11 protein-coding genes and 1 pseudogene are annotated in these 14,877 nt (G+C 60.6%); 9 read left to right on the top strand and 3 right to left on the bottom strand.

Going from position 1 to position 14,877, the window contains the following annotated elements:
• Both ACFFAR_RS09410 and ACFFAR_RS09415 read left to right on the top strand, forming a co-directional pair.
• Positions 1 to 579 (top strand): annotated as a pseudogene (locus ACFFAR_RS09410) (aromatic ring-hydroxylating dioxygenase subunit alpha); the annotation flags it as partial.
• A 75-nt stretch (positions 580 to 654) separates the two neighbouring features.
• Positions 655 to 924 (top strand): hypothetical protein, encoded by a 270-nt coding sequence (locus tag ACFFAR_RS09415; protein ID WP_061999461.1) that lies wholly within the window; start codon positions 655 to 657, stop codon positions 922 to 924.
• Between the two features lie 358 nt (positions 925 to 1,282).
• Here ACFFAR_RS09415 and ACFFAR_RS09420 read toward each other — a convergent pair whose 3' ends face one another.
• Positions 1,283 to 3,508: a TonB-dependent siderophore receptor gene (locus ACFFAR_RS09420; RefSeq protein WP_174362953.1), complete on the bottom strand. Its 2,226-nt coding sequence runs from the start codon at positions 3,506 to 3,508 to the stop codon at positions 1,283 to 1,285.
• A 278-nt stretch (positions 3,509 to 3,786) separates the two neighbouring features.
• Entirely contained in the window at positions 3,787 to 4,479 is a 693-nt protein-coding gene (locus ACFFAR_RS09425; RefSeq protein ID WP_075359509.1) for a FadR/GntR family transcriptional regulator, read from the bottom strand.
• Between the two features lie 295 nt (positions 4,480 to 4,774).
• Between ACFFAR_RS09425 and ACFFAR_RS09430 the strand changes: the two genes are divergently transcribed.
• The 7 genes from ACFFAR_RS09430 to ACFFAR_RS09460 all read left to right on the top strand — a co-directional run bounded on the left by ACFFAR_RS09430 (position 4,775) and on the right by ACFFAR_RS09460 (position 12,692).
• A complete protein-coding gene (locus ACFFAR_RS09430; RefSeq protein ID WP_174362952.1) occupies positions 4,775 to 6,322 on the top strand; it encodes an ATP-binding cassette domain-containing protein in 1,548 nt (515 codons plus the stop codon).
• Positions 6,315 to 7,343 (top strand): ABC transporter permease, encoded by a 1,029-nt coding sequence (locus ACFFAR_RS09435; RefSeq protein WP_061999457.1) that lies wholly within the window; start codon positions 6,315 to 6,317, stop codon positions 7,341 to 7,343. Before ACFFAR_RS09430 ends, ACFFAR_RS09435 begins: the two co-directional genes overlap by 8 nt.
• A gap of 90 nt (positions 7,344 to 7,433) precedes the next feature.
• Positions 7,434 to 8,378 carry an ABC transporter substrate-binding protein gene (locus ACFFAR_RS09440; RefSeq protein WP_061999456.1) on the top strand — a complete coding sequence of 315 codons (945 nt, stop codon included), beginning with the start codon at positions 7,434 to 7,436 and terminating at the stop codon, positions 8,376 to 8,378.
• 249 nt (positions 8,379 to 8,627) lie between these two features.
• Positions 8,628 to 10,133: an FGGY family carbohydrate kinase gene (locus ACFFAR_RS09445; RefSeq protein WP_174362951.1), complete on the top strand. Its 1,506-nt coding sequence runs from the start codon at positions 8,628 to 8,630 to the stop codon at positions 10,131 to 10,133.
• The gene (locus ACFFAR_RS09450) at positions 10,130 to 10,801 is read left to right on the top strand and encodes an HAD family hydrolase (protein ID WP_375507802.1); all 672 of its coding nucleotides are present in this window, start codon (positions 10,130 to 10,132) and stop codon (positions 10,799 to 10,801) included. The genes ACFFAR_RS09445 and ACFFAR_RS09450 overlap by 4 nt, the downstream gene beginning before the upstream one ends.
• A 10-nt stretch (positions 10,802 to 10,811) precedes the next feature.
• Complete coding sequence (locus ACFFAR_RS09455; RefSeq protein ID WP_375507803.1) at positions 10,812 to 11,903, top strand: glycerol dehydrogenase; 1,092 nt, start codon at positions 10,812 to 10,814, stop codon at positions 11,901 to 11,903.
• Positions 11,904 to 11,921: 18 nt separating this feature from the next.
• Positions 11,922 to 12,692, top strand: coding sequence for an SDR family oxidoreductase (locus ACFFAR_RS09460; RefSeq protein ID WP_174365690.1), 771 nt, complete (start codon positions 11,922 to 11,924; stop codon positions 12,690 to 12,692).
• 69 nt (positions 12,693 to 12,761) lie between these two features.
• Here the strand turns inward: ACFFAR_RS09460 and ACFFAR_RS09465 are convergent, their stop codons facing one another.
• Positions 12,762 to 14,363, bottom strand: a complete 1,602-nt coding sequence (locus tag ACFFAR_RS09465; protein WP_375507804.1) for a Dyp-type peroxidase — start codon at positions 14,361 to 14,363, stop codon at positions 12,762 to 12,764.
• Positions 14,364 to 14,877 lie beyond the last annotated feature (514 nt).

Raw genomic sequence — 14,877 nt, forward strand, 5'->3', positions numbered from 1 at the left:
CAGTTCCTGCATCGCAAGCAGATGGGCCAGATGAAGGCGCGTTCAGTCGGACGCAGCCGTGGCGAAGACTGGGTGGAGGTGAATTACACGTTCGCGCGCGAAGAGGGCAAGCAGCCGATAGGCGAAGCGCTCGTCTTCAGCCAGAAACGCGGCACGAAGCCCGACGACAATAACAAGGACGTAATGACGATCCGTACGGAATATCCGTACCAGACGCTCAGGATCCGCACCAAGGACCAGACCATGGTGATGGATCTGTGGATTGCCTATGTGCCGCTCGACGCCGAGCAGCGCACGAACCGCACGTTCGGTTTGCTGTCGATCCGCCGCCCGAAGATTCCGGGCATTCTCGATGCCGCCTGGCCGCTCTTGGTGTGGTTCACCGAGCGTATCTTCAAGGAAGACCGGTGGATCGTCGAGCGCGAACAGGAAGCGCATGACCGGCAAGGCGGCGATCATAATCACGAGGTGTTTCCGGTCATTCTCGAATTGCGGTCGCTGCTGACCGAATGCGGCGCGCCGGTTCGCGAGCCTGCGGTGGAACGTCGCGTGCACATGATTCAGCCGGTTACAGATTGAGATTGACTGATATCGTAGAGAGCGGCTGGAAGTAACGTGCCGGTAGTCAAGTAATAACCAAAGAGGTCGATCATCATGGAACCCAACCCGGCAGAAGATCGCGGCACGCCGTCAGTCAACGTCAATGAACGGCCCGAACAGGATCACTTCGATGCCGCCATCAACCACGTCGACAGTTCGTATTCGTCGGGCGTGCTGGCCGCCAAGGCCGCGAAAGGCATTTTGTACAGCGTGATCGAAACGCTGGGCACGCTTGTCGGCGATCCGGATTTGCCTGAGCATGCACGCTCGGGCTATCAGGCGCTGCTTGTGAGCGCGGAAGAACTGCGTTCACGGATCGATTAACAAAGGCTCACAGCCAGCCTGGGGCAAAACCCGGGCAAAATTTAAGGTCAACCACGGAGCACATCATGAGTAAAGCCCAGGACGCAAAGAAAACCGAGAAAAAGGTTGCCCTCAAGTCGCCGAAGGAAAAGAAAGAGGCGAAGAAGTTGAAGAAGGAGGCGACCAAGCGCCAGTAAGTGCAATGACCGTGTAAGCAGCAGATATACGGCCGATGGTTCGGTTGAAACAACCATCCGGCATGGAAGCTCCCGACATCACGTTGTTGCAGCGCTTTGAACTCCAGCGGCCCGCTATTAGCGGGCCGTTTGCATTTGCGGGGGTTTGCGCTGGCGCTTTGAAACGCGAAGTCGAACCTGCTTTAAAAGTCCGTCGTCATCGAGAACAAGAACGTGCGCGGTGCGCCTTGTGTCAAATACCCCTGGCCCGAGGTCGCGGCTGATTCCCAGTACGCCTTGTTTGCCACGTTCAGCACACTGACCCGGAAGGTCGTGTTCTTGTGGAACAGGTTGGTCGCGTAACGTGCGCCGACATCGAAGCGATTCCACGATGAAAGCGACGCCGTATTGGCGACATCGAAGTATTGCTTGCCCGTGTGCAGATAGCGCGCGGTGAACGTCAGGCCGGGGACCATCGGCAGGTCGTATTCAGCGCCGAGATTGAACAGGAACGCGGGCACGCCGGTCGGACGGTTGCCGTCGGTCAGGCCGCCCACTGTGTTGAGCAGTTCGGCCTGGATGTAGGACGCGCCCGCCAGCAGCCGCACACCCTTGTACGGTTCACCCGTGATCGACGCTTCAAGCCCGCGATGCCGCTCGCGTCCGTTTGCCGCGAAAACCATGTCGCTGTTCGTGTACGCAGTCGGTTCTTCGATCTGATAGGCCGAGAACGTCGAGCCGAAATGATTCGTGTCGTATTTCACGCCGACTTCGTACTGCTTAGAGCGCGATGGCGCGAGGTTCGTGCCGAAGTTCACTGCCGTCGACGGCGCCGCCTGTCCCTGCGCCAGCGCTTCGCTGCGGTTGGCAAAGATCGCGACGTTTTCCCATGGCTTGATCACGAGTCCGAGAATCGGCGTGGTGATGGAATCGTTATAGGAGGACGTGAGGTCGCCGGTCCCGGTTGCGTAGTTGTTCTGGTGCAATTCCTGGCGGCGCGCGCCGAGCGTGAAGAGCACGCGGTCATGCAAAAAGCCCAGCGTGTCCGATACCGCCACGCTTCGGATCAACGCGCGGTCGGTAACGAAGGGATCGGCGAAGTTGCCGACCGGGCTCGCGCCCGGGCGCGGCACCTGCGGCGTGTTGTAGAGGTCGGTGTTGAATGTGCCAGAGAAGTCGAAGGCCGAGCGGTCTTCGATACTGGTCAGCGACCCGCCCAGGGTCACGAAATGCGAGACCGGGCCGGTGTCGAAGCGGCCATGCACGCCGCCTTCGGTCGAAAATGCATCGGTCTTGCGCGGCACGCCCAGGCGATACGCCGTGGTCAATCCGGTATCGCCGTTGAAGTTCGGCGAAGAATAATCGCCATGCTCGTTCGCGTGATGCACGCCGCCCGCCACATACGCCGTCCATCCCGGCAAGAAGTCGTATTCGGCGCGCGCAATGCCGACCGTGTCTTCGAGCGCGGTGAATGACCAGGGCTGTGCGTAGTTGTGCGTTGCCGACGGAACCGCCGGGATCAGGATGTCCGTGCCGCTCAGGTTGACCGTGGGGCGCGCTTCGTTCGCACGTTCGCGTTGATACAGGAAATCGCCGTAGAGACGCAGTTTGTCGCCACGATAATCCAGCGATACCGACGTGGCCGTACTGCGCTTGTGTTCATCGTCGACGCTGGTTTCGCCGTCGCGCACGAAGCTGTTCACGCGCACGCCAAACTGGCCTTCGCTGCCAAAACGGCGGCCTACATCCACGTGCGTGCCGAGTTCGCCCGATGCCGTGCCTTCCACCGTTACGCGCGTCAGGGGTTTGTCGCCGGCACGTTTCAGCTCCAGGTTCACGCCGCCGCCAATGGCGGAGCCGGTCGGCGACGCGCCGCTCAGGAACGCATTTGCGCCCTTGAAGACATCGACGCGTTCGAGTGTTTCGGTTGCCACGAGCTGACGCGGCGTGATGCCATAAAGTCCATTAAGCGAGATGTCGTCGCCATTCAACTGGAAGCCGCGGATCACGAACACTTGCGACTGGTTGCCAAAGCCCAGGCTCGAGCGCACGGACGGATCGTTGTCGAGGACATCGGCGAGGGTTCGCGCTTGCTGGTCTTCGATCAGCTTCGAGGTGTATGTGGTCATGCTGAAGGGCACGTCGATCATCTTCTGGTCGCCCAGCACACCGAAACTCGCGCCCCGCGCGACCTGACCGCCACTGTACGTCGGCGCGAAGTCACCGGGGAGCGCTTCTGCGGCACCCTGGACTTTCACGGCCGGCAGGGTCTTGTCGGTGGCATCCGTCGTCGGGTCGCTTTGCGCGTGAGCAATACCGGCCGCGCCGGCGAGACCCATGGCGAGGGGCATCGCTGCGCGGAAAAAGACCTGACGGACGGCGGCCGATACGGGCCGGACGCGAAGCGATTGCGGTTTGTTTGGAAGCATCGAAGGAGCGGATTAGCGGAGCGGTCGTGATTTCGCCCCGTCATCCGCCAGGCAAATGGCGGGCAACGGAGCGCTGCTTTGTAGTGGGTTTATGTGTGGACTTGCGAGTTTGGATTTACAACTGGACTACAAGACCTGACAAACGAGAGGATTATACACGAATGCGAATCGTTATCATTTGATTGCGAAAAAAACTGACACAACTGATAACCGCTCTGGCGGGATATTTTTGTGAGGGTTACGAAGGGCGCAGGAGAAGAATCATCTCGCGGATGAGTTCAAGCGTCGCCGACCCACCGTTCCTCGGATGCTTTCAAATGCGACCGGATCGCTGCCTGCGCCGCGATCGGGTCGCGTGCTTCGAGCGTCCTGAGAATGCGTTCGTGCTCGGATAACGCGACGCCCCACGTCGTGATGTTTTCCGAAAGCACACTGGCTTTGGCCGCGATGGGATCGTTGCGGCCATCGAACAATTCACCGACGAGCCGTGTGAGCACCGAATTTCCCGCCATGTCCGCGATCGTCATATGGAACTGGCGGTCCGGTTCCAGCGGCGAGCGGCCTGCCGCGATCAACTCGCGCATGACATCGACTGTTTTCTGCAGCTTGGCCGTGCCGTCGGAAGTAAGCCGCGTGCACGCCAGCACGATCACTGATCCTTCTATTGCGGCGCGCGCCTGCATCAGTTCAGTCGGGCTTTCTCCCATGGCAGTCAAAGGCGACGTTTCGCTGCCGACTTCACACACGTACACGCCCGAACCCATGCGGATTTCGACTTGTCCGCGGATCTCCAGCGCAATCAACGCTTCGCGCAGCGACGGACGCGATACGCCGAGTTGCTGCGCCAGTTCGCGTTCAGGCGGCAAACGCGCGCCGGCCTGAAAGCTGCCGTGGCGGATCAGCATGTTGATCTGATCGGCGATGGACTGATACAGCCGCCGCGTTTCAACAGGTTTAACAAGAGAAGTCATGGAGCCCGATGCGTTGTGCGTGTCGAAACGTGTAAGGTGGCTTGACCAATTTACTTTCAATTCGCGCCAGCATCGCTTGGAGCGTATGTCTTTGGATATAAGGGTAAATACCTCGATTCCAGTACAGGCTCAACGCCATTATCATTAGCGGCAGGTCAGGCCGCTTCTTCAAACCGTTGCCGCGAACACTAAATTGGCTTGACCACTTTGATAGCGGGTACGACATGGGCGAAGGCCCCACATCGAGGAGACAAAAGCCGATGCATCCGTCCCAGTCAGTCTGTCGGGCCGTGCAATGAACGCAACGGCCGAACCGGACGTCTCATCCCCTTCCGCCAGTTCAGCGGAATCCTTGCTGCGCCTGAACGGCGTAGGCAAGCGTTTCCCGGGCGTGATCGCGCTGCAGAACGTGAGCTTCGATGTCCGTGCGGGCGAAGTCCACGCCATCTGCGGCGAGAACGGCGCAGGGAAATCCACGTTGATGAAAATTGTCAGCGGGCAGTACCGGCCGGACGAAGGCGAGATTTATCTCGATGGCCGCGTGCAGCATTTCGCGTCCACGCTCGATGCGCAAGCCGCCGGCATCGCGATCATCCATCAGGAACTGAACCTGATCCCGCATCTGTCGATCGCGGAAAACATCTTCTTGGCGCGGGAGCCGAAGCGCGGAATGTTTATCGATCGCGCCCGGCTTGCCGCCGATTCACAGGCCGCGCTCGACCGGATCGGCTTGCCGCTGAAACCCCGCACGCTGGTTGGATCGCTGTCGGTCGCGCAGCAGCAGATGATCGAGATCGCGAAGGCGTTGTCGCTCAACGCGCGGCTTCTGATCATGGATGAACCCACGTCGTCGCTGACCGAATCCGAGACCGTGCATCTTTTCCGGATCATCAAGGAGTTGCGCAAGTCGGGCGTGGGGATCGTGTACATCTCGCATCGGCTGGATGAGCTTGCTGAGATCGCGGACCGCGTGACAGTGCTGCGCGATGGCCGCACGATTTCCACCGATGACTTCGCGGCCACGACCATCGAACAAGTGGTGTCGCATATGGTTGGCCGCGATCTCGACGATGTGTTCCCTGAACGCAAATCGCAGCCGACTACCGAGGTCCTCTTGAGCGTCAACGGCCTCAAGCGCCGCGAAGTGTTCGGGCCGGTGAGCTTCGAATTGCGTCGCGGCGAGATTCTTGGCTTCGCGGGCCTGATGGGTTCGGGTCGTACCGAAGTGGCGCGCGCGGTGTTCGGTGCGGACCCCGTGGACGGCGGCGAAGTGCATTTGCGAGGCGAGAAGCTGTCGATTCATTCGCCTATCGATGCGATTCGCAACGGCATTGCGTATCTCTCGGAGGATCGCAAGGGCAACGGGCTCGCGCTGCAGATGACGGTCGCGAAGAACATCACGCTTGCGAACGTGGGGGCGGTTTCCAGCGCGGGCGGTTTCATCCGTTTCGAGGAAGAAGGGAAGGTCGCACGCAAATATATCGATGCGCTCGGCATCCGTACGCCGAGCGCGAACCAGATCACGCGCAATCTGTCCGGGGGCAACCAGCAGAAGGTCGTGATCAGCAAATGGCTGTTCCGCGAATCGAAGATTCTTTTCTTCGATGAACCCACGCGCGGCATCGACGTCGGCGCGAAATACGCCATCTATGAACTGATGGACCGGCTGGCAGCGCAGGGAATTGGCGTTGTCCTGATCAGTTCAGAGCTGCCCGAGATCATGGGCATGACCGATCGCGTGGCGGTGTTCCACGAAGGCGAAATAGCGGGCGTACTCGAGACCCGCAAGACCAATCAGGAAGAAATCATGCACTACGCATCAGGACGGACGACCCATGCTTGAGATGACTACCGACCCCGCTCATGCCGACCGCGCACGCGCTCGTGAACGGCGCCGCGATCTGATACAGAAGTTTGCCGCGCTAGGCAGCCTGGTGATGCTCGTGATCGTGTTTTCCGCGACGAGCAATGCATTCATGTCCCTGGGTAACGGCATGACGGTGGCGCTGCAGGTGACATCGATTGCGTATCTCGGACTCGGGGCGACTTGCGTGATCATCACGGGCGGTATCGACCTGTCCGTGGGGTCGGTGCTCGCGCTCTCCGGCGTGTGCGCCGCGCTGCTCGTGAAGGCGGGCGTTCCGGTGCCGATCGGCATGCTGGGTGGCGTGATCGTCGGTGCGATCTGCGGCGCGTTCAACGGGATCTTTGTCACGCGCATGGGCTTGCCGCCGTTTATCGCGACCTTGGGGATGATGCTGGTCGCACGCGGCGTTGCCCTGCAGATCACCGGCGCACGGCCGGTTTCGGGTCTCGGCGATTCGTTCGCGGAACTTGGCAACGGGTCGCTGTTTCGTATCGTGCGCATGGGTTCGGATGGTTTTCCCGATGTCGTCTTTCCGGGCATTCCTTATCCCGTGATCATCATGGTCGTGCTCGCCGTGCTGGTTTCGATCATGCTCAGCCGGACGTCGCTGGGGCGGCATATCTATGCGGTCGGATCGAACGCGGAAGCAGCGCGCTTGTCGGGCGTGAACGTGAATCGCGTGAAGCTCTTCACCTATGTGTTGTCCGGCGCGCTCGCGGGGTTGACGGGTTGCGTGCTGATGTCGCGGCTCGTGACCGCGCAGCCGAACGAAGGCGTGATGTATGAGCTCGATGCCATCGCCAGTGCGGTGATCGGCGGGACGTCGCTGATGGGCGGCGTCGGGACGATCTCGGGCACGGCCATTGGCGCGTTCGTGATCGGCATCTTGCGCAATGGCCTGAACATGAACGGCGTATCGAGTTTTATCCAGCAGATCATCATTGGCCTCGTGATCCTGGGCACGGTGTGGATCGACCAGATTCGCAACCGGCGATGAGTTTCATCGGGCGCGAGGGGTCTTTCTCAAGCGTCCGAAGGGCAGAAGCGAAGCGGGCCGCAGAGGCTTATAAAACCAAAGGAGCGAGACATGAAACTGACTACGAAGGCGATGTTTGCCACTGTACTGGCCGTTGCCGCGAGCACCGCATTTGCCGCGGGCGGCGAGATTGCGGTCATTGTGAAGAGCGCCGATTCCAACTACTGGCAAAACGTCAACAAGGGCGCGACTGCGGCCATGGCCAAGCAGAAGGGCTACACGATGACCTTCCAGGGGCCGACCGCCGAATCGGATATCGCAGCCGAAGTGAACATGGTCGAGAACGCGGTGAACCGCAAGGTCTCGGGTATCGTGCTGGCCGCGTCAGATCCTGATGCGCTCGTGCCGGCTGTGAAGAAGGCGTGGGAAGCGCACATTCCGGTGGTGATCATCGACTCGGCACTGGCCGATTCGGGCAAACAGTACTACCAGGCTTTCCTCTCCACCGATAACGCCAAGGCCGGCGAGATGTGCGCTCAGGCGCTGATCGCGAAGGTCGGGCAGACGGGCAAGATCGCGTTGATGTCGTACGTGGCCGGCGCCGGCTCCGAGGCTGCGCGCGTGGGCGGATTCCGCAAGTACCTGGAAGCGCATTCGAAGCTGACGGTGGTGGGTCCGTTCTACTCGCAATCGCAAATGGCGAACGCGCTGAACCAGACGACCGACGTGCTGGCGGCCAATCCTGATCTCAAAGGAATCTTCGGCGCGAATGAACCGACGGCAGTGGGCATGGGCCGCGCACTCGCGCAATCGGGCAAGGCCGGAAAGGTCGTGGCGATCGGCTTCGATGGCAACCAGGATCTGCAGAACTTCGTGAAGGACGGGACCATCCAGGCGATCGCCGTGCAGGGTTCGTACCAGATGGGCTACAAGGGCATCGAAACGGTGGTTGGCGTGATCGAGAAGAAAATGCCGCCCAAGTTTGTCGATACGGGCGTGGTCATGGTCGACAAGGGCAACATCGATCAGCCGGTTGCAAAGAACGTATTGTATTGACGGTTTTTGGCTGGACGCGATGCGGGAGCGCTTTCCGCATCGATGAAAAATAAAGTTAGTGAAAACAACGAAAGACGAAAGCTAAAAACGAGACTCCACGGCAGTTGAACGGCGAAATCATGGCGGAGTAAGCGTGAGCAGCTAATTGACACGACTACAAAACGTAGTCAAGATAACGTTAATTAGAAGTTCGGCGCATTTTTCGCACGACGAATTCGCTCGTTCAGGCAACACCTGGGGACTCGAGTCATGGAGACGTATTACCTTGCCATCGACGTTGGCACGGGCAGCGTTCGCGCTGCCCTTGTCAATGGACGTGGAAAAATAGCAAGCATGGCGGCGCGCGAGCACGAGCAGATCGTGCTCCGCTACGGCTGGTCCGAACAACGTCCCGCGGACTGGTGGCAGGGCGCTGTCGGCGCCATTCGTGAAGTGCTCGAAAGCGTGCCGAATGCGGCGGCAAACATCGCGGCAATCTGCGCGTGCGGGCAAATGCACGGCACGGTTCTGATCGATGCCGACGGCCAGCTCACCCGCGAAACCGCGCCGCTCTGGAATGACAAACGCACGCTCGCGCAAGTCGAAGCCTTCCGGGCAGCGCACGACTCCACGTCCTACCTCCCGCTGACAGCGAACCCCGCCACGCCCGCGTGGCCCGGTTTCAAGCTGCAATGGCTCAAGCAGAACGAGCCCGAAGCGTACGAGCGCGCCGCGACCGTCTTCATGTCGAAGGACTACGTCAACTTCCGTCTGACGGGCGAACGCGCGTGGGACTGGAGCGATGCATCGACAAGCTTCTTGATGGACCCGCAAACGCGGACCTGGTCCCAGCCGATGCTCGATGCGCTCGGTCTCGACATCACCAAATTCCCGCCCATCCGTTCGCCGCAGGAAATCCTCGGCAGCGTCACCGCTGAAGCTGCGCAGGCGACCGGCTTGCGCGAAGGCACGCCGGTGCTGGTAGGCGGCGCGGATTATCCGCTGTCGGTGCTCGGCTCGGGTGTGTATGCACCGGGTCTCGGGTCGGACATCACCGGTACGTCATCGATCATCACCGTGATCGCCGATACCCCCATGCTGCATCCCGAAGTCTCGAACGTGGCGACCGCAGAGGGCTTGTGGGGACGCTTCATGTTGCTCGATTCAGGCGGCGACGCCATGCGCTGGGCACGTCGTGCGTTCCACGAAAACACCTTGAGCTATGACGCCGTCGCGCAAAAGGCGGCCGAAGCGCCGATCGGTTCCGAAGGCCTTTTTTTCCTGCCGTATCTCACGGGCGAACGCCTTGGCGAGCACTCGAATTCGCGCGCGCAATTTTTTGGCATCGGTGCCAAACATGGGACGGCGCACTTGCATCGGGCGGTGCTGGAGGGTGTTGCGTTCGGCGTGCGGCGTCACATTGGCGTGATCGAATCCGCGGGCGTGCGCATGGAACGGCTCGTCGCTGCAAGCGGCGGTGCGAAGGCTGCGCTGTGGCTCGACATCAAGGCGAGCATGTATCGAACGCCGATTCTCGTGCCGGCTGAAGTGGAATGCGGCGTGATGGGCTGCGCGATTCTCGCGGCGACCGCGCATGGCCAGTTTGCGCGCCTTGGCGATGCCGTCTCCGCCTTCGTTCAATTCGAGCGCGAAGTCCTGCCAGACCCGCGTGCCGGCGATATCTATGACCGGATGATGCCGATCTTCGAGCGGCTCTATTCGAGCTCGCAGCAGTTCTACGACGACCTCGATCGTCTCGCCGGGACTCATGCATGACGCACGCAATCAAAGCAGTTTTGTGGGACATGGACGGCACGCTCGCCGACAGCGAAGCGCTGCATCTGAACACACTCGTCACCGTGCTGAATCATCACGGCATCGAGGCGGGCGACGATCTGCATGCATCGATATTCGGCATGACCGCGCGCGAAGTGCATACATTATGTTGCGAGCTTTTTGGCATCGACTTCGACTACGACGAATGGTCGATGGCGCGTGCGCGCCATTACGTGTCCGAAGCCATCAACATGCAACCCAGGCCCGGCGCGTTGAGCGTTTATAACGCCGTGCGTGCAGCCGGAATCCATCAGGCGATCGTATCGAATTCGCCGCGCATGCTGCTCGAAGCCGGACTTCGCGCGCTGGATTTACAGGACCCGCAACTCATATCCATCAGCGCCAACGATGTCCGCGCCGGCAAGCCGCATCCCGAACCGTACGAACGCGCCGCGTGGCTTTTGCACATTTCGCCGGAACAAGCGATTGTCGTGGAGGACAGTCCGACCGGCGCACGTGCAGCCATCGCGGCAGGCATGCGAGTGCTTGCATGGCCCGAACATCCGGGCGCGGCGTCGTCTTTCCCTGAACTCGCCGAACTCGTTTTTTCCGAACACGAGTTGTCCACCGCCATCGCCGCAGCACTCGGCGTTCAACTTGACACCTGAAACCCAGACCATGCTCCGAACCAGCATTTTCCCCTCGCGATACGTCCAGGGCGCAGGGGCGCTCGATTCCCTCGATACCGAACTCGCGCGCCTGGGCACGCATGCCGCGTGTCTCGTCGACAGCAACGTTGCGGCGTTGTTGCAGCCGGCTTTATCGAAGGCGGAACGCGTGAAGCTTGTCGTGCGTTCCGTCGACGCCGCCTGCACCGAGCGCTCGGTCGCCGCTGCGGCCGAGTGGATTCGCGAGAGCGGGGCGGACATCGTGGTGTCGTTCGGTGGCGGCAAGGTGGTCGATACCGGCCGCGCCGCAGCCGATGACCTGCGCCTGCCGTTCGTCTGCGTGCCGACCATCGCTGCGTCCGATGCGCCGTGTTCGGCGCTCGCTGTGATCTACGACGAAGAAGGCCGCGTGGTGCGTGACCGGTTCGTGCGATGCAATCCGGATCTCGTATTGCTCGATACAAGCCTGATTGTGCGTGCGCCGGTGCGGTTTTTTATCGCGGGAATCGGCGATGCTCTCGCGACGTTCTACGAAGCCGACGCGTGCCGCCAAGCTTATGCGAAGAACCTGTGCGGCGGCCGCGGAACGGCGCTCGCGTTCGAAGCTGCGAGGCTCTGCCGCGATACCTTGTTCGCGCATGCCGTGCAGGCCGTGGACGATTGCCGCGCGCAGATCGTCACGCCGGATTTCGATGCCACGCTGGAGGCGACCGTGTTGCTTTCGGGCATTGGCTTCGAGTCGGGCGGCGTTGCGGCGGCCCACGCGATTCACCATGGTCTCGCCGACTTGCCTTCGTCGCATGGTTTGCTGCATGGCGAGAAGGTCGCGATCGGCGTGCTGGCTTCGCTGTTTTTATCGGCGGTGCCCGATGACGAGCGTCAGCGCGTTTTCGAGTTCTGCCGCGCCGTGGGATTGCCTACGCGGCTTGCTGAAATCAACGTGGACGTCACTGATCAGGCCGCGCTCGAAACCGTGGCAAAGCGTGCGTGCCGCGCGGGCGAGATCATCCACAACGAACCGTATCCCGTCGATGCAGCGCTGGTCGTCGCCGCATTGAAAGCGATGGACCGCTATGCACAGCGCTTCGATAACCCAATCTGAACTCACGCGAGAAACAACATGGCAACTGAACTCAAAGGTCAGGAAACAGCGGCGTTCCGTCCCGGCCTCTTCGATGGAAAAAACGTGCTTGTGTCAGGCGCAACGAGCGGTATCGGCTTGGCGATCGCGCAGGGGTTCGCCGCGCTGGGCGCCGAGGTCATCGCCACGGGAAGCTCCGCGCGCAAGCTCGAAGCGTTGCGCGCGGACACGACACTGAAAGGCATTCGCTTCGAACAACTCGATGTCCGCGATAACGACGCGATCAAGGCATTCGTCGGGAGCCTGAGTGAACTCGATGTGCTCGTGAATGCGGCAGGCGTGGCGCGTCCCGCCGATGAGTATCGTGATGATGTGTTCCGCGAAGTCATCGATGTGAACCTGACCGCAGCCATGCGCCTTGCGATGGCATCGCGCGACATGCTCGAACGCGCGCATGGTGCAATCGTCAATGTGGCGTCGATGCTCAGTTATATCGCCGATGTGGAAGTGCCCGCGTATTGCGCGAGCAAGACGGGCATTCTGGGTTTGACGCGTTCGCTCGCGCACGCGTTCGGGCCCGCGGGCGTGCGCGTGAATGCGATCGCGCCCGGCTACCACCGGACGGACATGACACGCGCGTTGTGGGAAGTTCCGGCAAGCGCGGACAAGATCGCGGCGCGCAGTGCGCTCAAGCGCTGGGGCGAAGTCGATGACCTCGTCGGCGCGACGTTGTTCCTGGCGTCGCCGGCGTCCGCATTCATCACGGGCGTGACGTTGCCGGTCGAAGGAGGATATGCGAGCGGGGTGTAGAAACTAAAAGAGCAAAGCAAGAAATGGCGGCTCACGCTTACCCGTGAGCCGCCATTTTGTTCTTGCGCGCTAGCTGCTGGCGATCAATTTAAGCGCTGTGATCGATGGCTGAAAGAAATACTCTCCGCCCTCGGTGACGACAAAATGCGAAAGCGTTTCGGTTGTCGAGGCGCCGTGCATGGGGCACGTCATGGTCGCTGATTTCGTCTGCGAAATGAGCGGGTCCTCGCCGTCACCCGACTGCGGAAAGTCCGGGTTGTCGATCCACGTCTTTTGTACGAACTCGAACTGCGACTCTATGCTCTTTTGATAACAGAGGAACAGCAGGCCGCGGTCGACATCGTCATCCTGTACCGGTGTGCCCGGATCTTTGGGCAGCGCCAGCGGCGCGCCGTAGGCAATTCCGCGCCGCAACAGCCGGCGGGTCTGGGTGAAGCTTTCCTGCAGCGCGCTGTTTGGATCGACGGTGCCGTCAGCCAGCAAAAACTCTTCGTCACGCGGATACGCCTTGCGGATATGCGCTGCGCGGGGCACCCACGTCCCGCGCAGATCCTGACCGTATTCGAAGTTGTTGATGAGGTTGTCGTCCAGCAACTCCGGATGCTGGACAGACGGATCGCCATCATTTGGATCGAACGCCGAAGGAAAGCCGTTGGCGCTCGATGGCGCGAGTTCGGGCAGCTTGCTCAAGTCGACCTCGTACGATGTTGGCGCGAGCGGACAGCCGCTCGCGTACCGCCCGACGAGTTTCGCTCCGTACACGTCGGCGCTCAGGCCGAGAGTCGAAGCGTGCGCGGCCACGCTTGCCATGAAGCCGGCAACGTCCTGACGGAGTTTGCGAAACACGAGGTATGAACCGTTTTTCGTCCAGTCCGGACCGCTGGCGCTGATCGGACCCTGGCCGGGATTTGGCCCGTCGAAGGGCGGCGGTGGCGTGGTGGGGATCTGGGTCGGATATCCCAGCACGAATTCGCCGGGCCACAGCAAGTCTTGGCCGGGCACGCCCTGATGTCCGGAATTCGGATCAGGCTGGTCATTCACCGAGAGCGTAAACCCCTTGATCCCGGGTTGCGAGACGCCGTCCTTGAAACCGAATTGTTCGTGACCCGGCAGGTCGGGACGGACTTCACCATGTTCCACATGGAGCAGACGCAACCCATTCAGCTGTGCATGCGCGATGATCTGATCCGTTGTATGCGCGAGCTCGCCAGGGATGTCCGACGCAACCATCACCACGATGTGCAGTTCCTGCGGCTTTTTAAAAGGGCCGTGCCAGCGTGATGGATCGCTGCGATCGAGGTCTCCGACCAGGGTCTTGCGAGCAGCCATGCCTTGCTTGAAGTCGTCCGGGAATGTCGCATGATCCGGTGCGCCCAGTTTCTCGAGACCGGCATAGCTGAACGCGATGTTGCGCCACGTTGCCGTAGGCATGTTCACTTCGCCTTTGTGCTTTTTGCGTTTCGCCCTGAAGACGTCGTTGAACGCCCCGACGGCGGCAGTGCTGTCCACGTGGCTGGCAAACCCGGCAAGCCAGTTCTTGGCGCGCCCCACATGTTCGATGGTGAAGAACACGAAACGTTGATGATCCTTGTTGAAGCCCGCAAGGATATTTCCCTGGATCTCTTGCAGGTCGATGGAAATCGAGTCGATCGGATTCGGTACGGTGCTCATGGCTTACCTCGTTTTGAAGGGACGGATTGACGGCTGGCGCGAGTACCCGGCGCGAGCGGGCGCATCCAGATTTACACTCAGTTATATTAGTAATACATACTATTAAACGGCCGCGTTTTCGCTTGGATTCATCTGCGGCTTTGCGCGGTTTTTTATAGTTGCGTGGAACGTGCGGCGATGTGCGCGGATTTCATGGCACGCGGCGTTACAGCTGGTATCGCGCTCCGAGCGGTCGCAGCTTGTGTCACAGGACCCGCAGCTTGAAACGGAACGCACATCTGGCTCACGAAGCAGGCGACGTTCGCCAGCAAGACCAATACAAGCAGATAGCGTTTCATTTTTACCCTCACTGAAAGGGCCGCCCAAGGCAGTTGTGAGACATTCAAGCTTGACCGACCGGTGTATTGTTCGCCGGTCAATGGAAGGGCGCTACCCACAGGTGTATCGCCACGCCTGATTTATTTCATGCAACAAATGTAGTAACGCGGCTCGAATCAAAACGAGCTGCCAGGAG

It is taken from the genome of uncultured Caballeronia sp., from assembly GCF_964243625.1.
Taxonomy (GTDB): domain Bacteria; phylum Pseudomonadota; class Gammaproteobacteria; order Burkholderiales; family Burkholderiaceae; genus Caballeronia.